Raw genomic sequence first — 4246 nt, 5'->3', positions numbered from 1 at the left:
CACGGGTTATGAAGCCTCTCGGGGTCCCCGGGCGCGCTGCTCTCGCAGTCGCGACCGCTCAGGAACCACTGTCTCGGTCCGGCGGGGTACCACCGGCGAATCCTGCGACGCCCTGCATCACGCATCGATTCGACCGACCAGCCGTCCTGCGTCGTCGCGGTCCGGCATGAGCGGATCCGCCACGGTGCCATCCTCCAGCAGCCGACCTTGCCCGAGCCGAAGCGGTTCGGGTGGTACTGGCGGCCGAAGACCGGCGACCACGCATAGGGCGGTCAGCATGTCGTCGGGTCGTACGGCGGGCGTCGTGTGCCGCACAACCGTATCCAGTATCGCACACGTGTCGTTCTCCGCACGGCAAACCATCAAGACCACTGCCTGACGGACATCGAACCGCCGATGTCCGTTCTTGGTGACCCGCTCCACCTCGACCAGGTCACGGACAAGCAGCGCGTCCACGGCGGCGGCCAGCTCGGCGGGCGCGACACCGGGCAACCGCACCCGCCACCGCGACGCGTCCACCAGATCCGCCAGCGGTGTCGAGGTCGCCGGCGCGCAGGCCACGACGTCCAACCCGGCTGGCAGGGCCGCGTCCAACGCCTCCCCCAGCGCCCGCGGTTGGCGATGTTCGGCCAGGGCGAGCTCGACGTACTCGGCTTCGCTGGCAACGCCCGTGGGGGCGGCACCCAGCCAGGAGATACGCGGATGCGGGCTGAAGCCCGCCGAGTACGCCATCGGGACGTCCGCACGTCGCAGGGCACGCTCGAAGGTCCTCGCGATGTCGCGGTGGGACAGGAAACGCAACCGCCCCCGCTTGGCGAACCGCACCCGCACCCGTGCGACGACCGGAGGCGGGGGCGGACCCTCAGGACGCCGCGGCACCGGCCGGCCTGGTCGGTACGAGCGGCAGCAAGGTCCGGCCGGTCGGGCCGATCTGGGTCTGCGTGCCCATGGTCGGGCAGACCCCGCAGTCGTAGCAGGGGGTCCAGCGGCAGTCGTCCAGCTCGGTCTCGCGCAGCGCCTCCTGCCAGTCCGACCACAACCAGTCACGATCGAGGCCGGCGTCCAAGTGGTCCCAGGGCAGCACCTCGCGTTCGTCGCGCTCACGTGTGGTGAACCAGTCGAGGGACACCCCCAACGGCCCGAGCACCTCGGCGCAGGCATTCTCCCAGCGCTCGAAGGAGAAGTGCTCACTCCATCCGTCGAACCGGCCACCGTCGCGCCATACCCGTTCGATCACCGCGCCAACCCGGCGGTCACCGCGGGCGAGCAGGCCCTCGATCATGCCCGGACGCCCGTCGTGATAACGGAAACCGATCGCCCGTCCCACCTCCCGATCGCCGCGGATCGCGTCGCGCAACATCTGCAACCGGGCGTCGGTGACCTCGTGGGAGGCCTGGGCCGCCCACTGGAACGGCGTGTGCGGCTTGGGTACGAAACCACCGATCGACACCGTGCAGCGGATGTCGCGGTGCCCGCTGGCCCGCCGGCCGGCCCTGATCACCTCGCGGGCGAGGTCCGCGATCGCGAGGACGTCCTGGTCGGTCTCGGTGGGCAGGCCGCACATGAAGTACAGCTTCACCTGCCGCCAGCCCTGGGCATAGGCGGTGCTGACCGTGCGGACCAGATCCTCCTCGCTGACCATCTTGTTGATGATCCTGCGCAGGCGTTCGGAGCCGCCTTCCGGGGCGAAGGTCAGCCCGCTGCGGCGGCCGTTGCGGGAGAACTCGTTGGCCAGTGTGACGTTGAACGCGTCCACCCGGGTCGAGGGCAGGCTGAGCGAGGTGTGAGTGCCCTCGTACCGGTCGGCCAGACCCTTGGCTATCTCACCGATCTCGGTGTGGTCAGCACTTGACAGCGACAACAACCCGACCTCGGTGAACCCGGACGCCTCCAGGCCCCGGTCGACCATCGCACCGATGGTGTCGATGGTGCGCTCCCGGACCGGACGAGTGATCATCCCGGCCTGGCAGAAACGGCAGCCACGCGTGCATCCGCGGAATATCTCCACGCTCATCCGCTCGTGCACGGTCTCCGCCAGCGGGACCAGCGGTGCCTTCGGGTACGGCCAGGCGTCCAGGTCACTCACGGTGTGCTTGGCCGGCCGGGCCGGCACATCGGGACGGTTCGGGGTGACCGCGCGGATACGCCCGTCCGGCCGGTAGTCCACGTCGTAGAAGGACGGCACATAGGCCAACCCGCGCCGGGCCAGCTGCATGAGCAGCTCCTCGCGCCCGCCGGGGCGCGCAGCGGTCTTGACGGCGCGGACGACGTCGGTGATCTCCAGGACCGCCTGCTCGCCGTCGCCGAGGACGACCGCGTCGACGAAGGCCGCGATCGGCTCGGGGTTGAATGCGGCGTGCCCGCCCGCGATGACGATCGGATGTTCCTCGCCCCGGTCGGCGGCATGCAGCGGGATGCCCGCGAGATCCAGGGCGGTCAGCAGGTTGGTGTAACCGAGCTCGGTGGAAAAGCTCACCCCCAGCAGGTCGAAGTCACCGACCGCGCGGTGGGCGTCCACGGTGAACTGGGGGATGCCGTGCTCGCGCAGCAGATCCTCCAGGTCCGACCAGACCGAGTAGGTGCGCTCGGCCAGGACGTCCGGCTGCTCGTTGAGAATTTCGTAGAGGATCTGGACGCCCTGGTTGGGAAGGCCGACCTCGTAGGCGTCGGGGTACATCAGGCACCAGCGAACTACCGCGTCCTCCCACGGCTTGACCTGGGAATTTCCTTCGCCGCCGAGATAGCGCACGGGTTTGCGGACCCGCGGCAGCAACGGTTCCAAGCGAGGGAACAGCGACTGTCCGGACATGTCCGCGAGCCTACGGCACACACGCCGGCCGGAGGCGGACTCCGCCAGGCCCAACCTCCCCCGGGTTGCTACAGGGCGTAGGGGTCCGAACGAGCCCGTAGGCGGACGTTCTGCAGCAGGCCGACCGCCAGCAGGTTCGCGAACATCGACGATCCCCCGTAGGACAGGAACGGCAGGGGCAGCCCCGTCACCGGCATGACCCCCAACGTCATCCCGATATTGACGAACATCTGGAACCCGAACCAGCACACCACCCCGGTCGCGATCATCGTCCCGAAGGCGTCACCGGAGTCGAACGCGATCGACAACGCCCGCCACAGCACCACGCCGAGCAGTACCAGGACCCCACCGGCACCCAGAAAACCCAGTTCCTCCCCGGCGACCGTGAACACGAAGTCGGTCTGCTGCTCGGGCACGAACTGGCCCTGGGTCTGCATCCCGTTGAACAGGCCCCGGCCGATGAGACCGCCGTTGGCGATCGCCGTCATGGCCTGGTCGACGTTGTACCCGGTTGACGAGGTGTTCTGGTTGTCCCGGACGAACTCGGTGAGGCGCGCTTCCTGATACGGCTTGAGCAGGTGGAACTGCAGAATGGCCCCGCCGAACAGGATCCCGCACAGGATGAGCCCGATCACCCATCGGCTCGGAGCACCGCTGACCGCGAGCATGCCGAGAATGACGAACACGAAGACCATCACGGTGCCGAAGTCCGGCTGCATCATGATGAGTGCCATCGGCACGGCCGCCAGCGCGAGCACCAGGACGACGTCCTGGTGGCTGGGGTTGAGCCGGATACCGGTGTCGCGGTCGTCGTGTTTCTCCCCGAGAATCATCGCCACCCCGAGGATGAGGGCCACCTTGGCGAATTCCGAAGGCTGCAGCTGGAAACCGGCCGGCAGGACGATCCAGGAGTGCGCACCGTTTATCGTCGCGCCCATGAGCAGGACGGCGATCAGACCGAACAACGACCCCAGATACACAAACGGGGCGTATGCCCGCAGAATTCGATAGTCCACGATGGTTGCCACACCTGCGAGCGCCAGCCCGATGACCAGGTTGAGCAGATGACGCTTGAGGAATGTCTGCGGGTCGCCACCGCTTTCGATCTCGCGCTGCCGCGTGGCGGACCACACCAGCAACGCCCCCACCATCGACAACGTGATCACGGAGATCTGCAGCGGCCAGTCCAGCCGGCGCAGCGGGGAGTGTCGACCCGACGCCCGGTCACGCAGCTGGCCTATCCTGCCACGCAACGGAACCGGGGACGAACGCAGTGCCGTCGGGCTCGTCATGAACACTCCATCCATGATCGCCGATAGAAGAGCGCCTGGCCTGAGGAACCCTTGAGCTTCAACAGGGACCCCGGGCTTCAGGGGGACGGGGTGGCCCGCGGGCAGACCCATCCCCCTCGCCTATGAAGGCCCCACGACCCAGAGC

General features: G+C 68.2%; 3 protein-coding genes. All 3 read right to left on the bottom strand.

The window, feature by feature from the left end; genetic code table 11:
• Positions 1 to 117: 117 nt before the first annotated feature.
• A complete protein-coding gene (locus tag DD1DGNOD_RS08405) occupies positions 118 to 879 on the bottom strand; it encodes a TIGR03936 family radical SAM-associated protein (RefSeq protein ID WP_131769833.1) in 762 nt (253 codons plus the stop codon).
• Positions 863 to 2809 carry a TIGR03960 family B12-binding radical SAM protein gene (locus DD1DGNOD_RS08400; protein WP_131769832.1) on the bottom strand — a complete coding sequence of 649 codons (1947 nt, stop codon included), beginning with the start codon at positions 2807 to 2809 and terminating at the stop codon, positions 863 to 865. The genes DD1DGNOD_RS08405 and DD1DGNOD_RS08400 overlap by 17 nt, the downstream gene beginning before the upstream one ends.
• 68 nt (positions 2810 to 2877) lie before the next feature.
• Complete coding sequence (rodA, locus tag DD1DGNOD_RS08395) at positions 2878 to 4101, bottom strand: rod shape-determining protein RodA (RefSeq protein ID WP_131765993.1); 1224 nt, start codon at positions 4099 to 4101, stop codon at positions 2878 to 2880.
• Between the last annotated feature and the right edge of the window lie 145 nt (positions 4102 to 4246).

Origin of the sequence: Candidatus Protofrankia californiensis, from assembly GCF_900634765.1 — a bacterium.
Classification (GTDB): Bacteria; Actinomycetota; Actinomycetes; order Frankiales; family Frankiaceae; genus Protofrankia; species Protofrankia californiensis.
The sequence above is the reverse complement of the archived record's forward strand: the minus strand, read 5'-3'. Positions and strand labels throughout refer to the sequence as shown.

Excerpts from the sequence above, each read along its gene's own strand:
- rodA (WP_131765993.1), bottom strand. The coding sequence starts at position 4,101 with ATGACGAGCCCGACGGCACTGCGTTCGTCCCCGGTTCCGTTGCGTGGC.
- DD1DGNOD_RS08400 (WP_131769832.1), bottom strand. The coding sequence starts at position 2,809 with ATGTCCGGACAGTCGCTGTTCCCTCGCTTGGAACCGTTGCTGCCGCGG.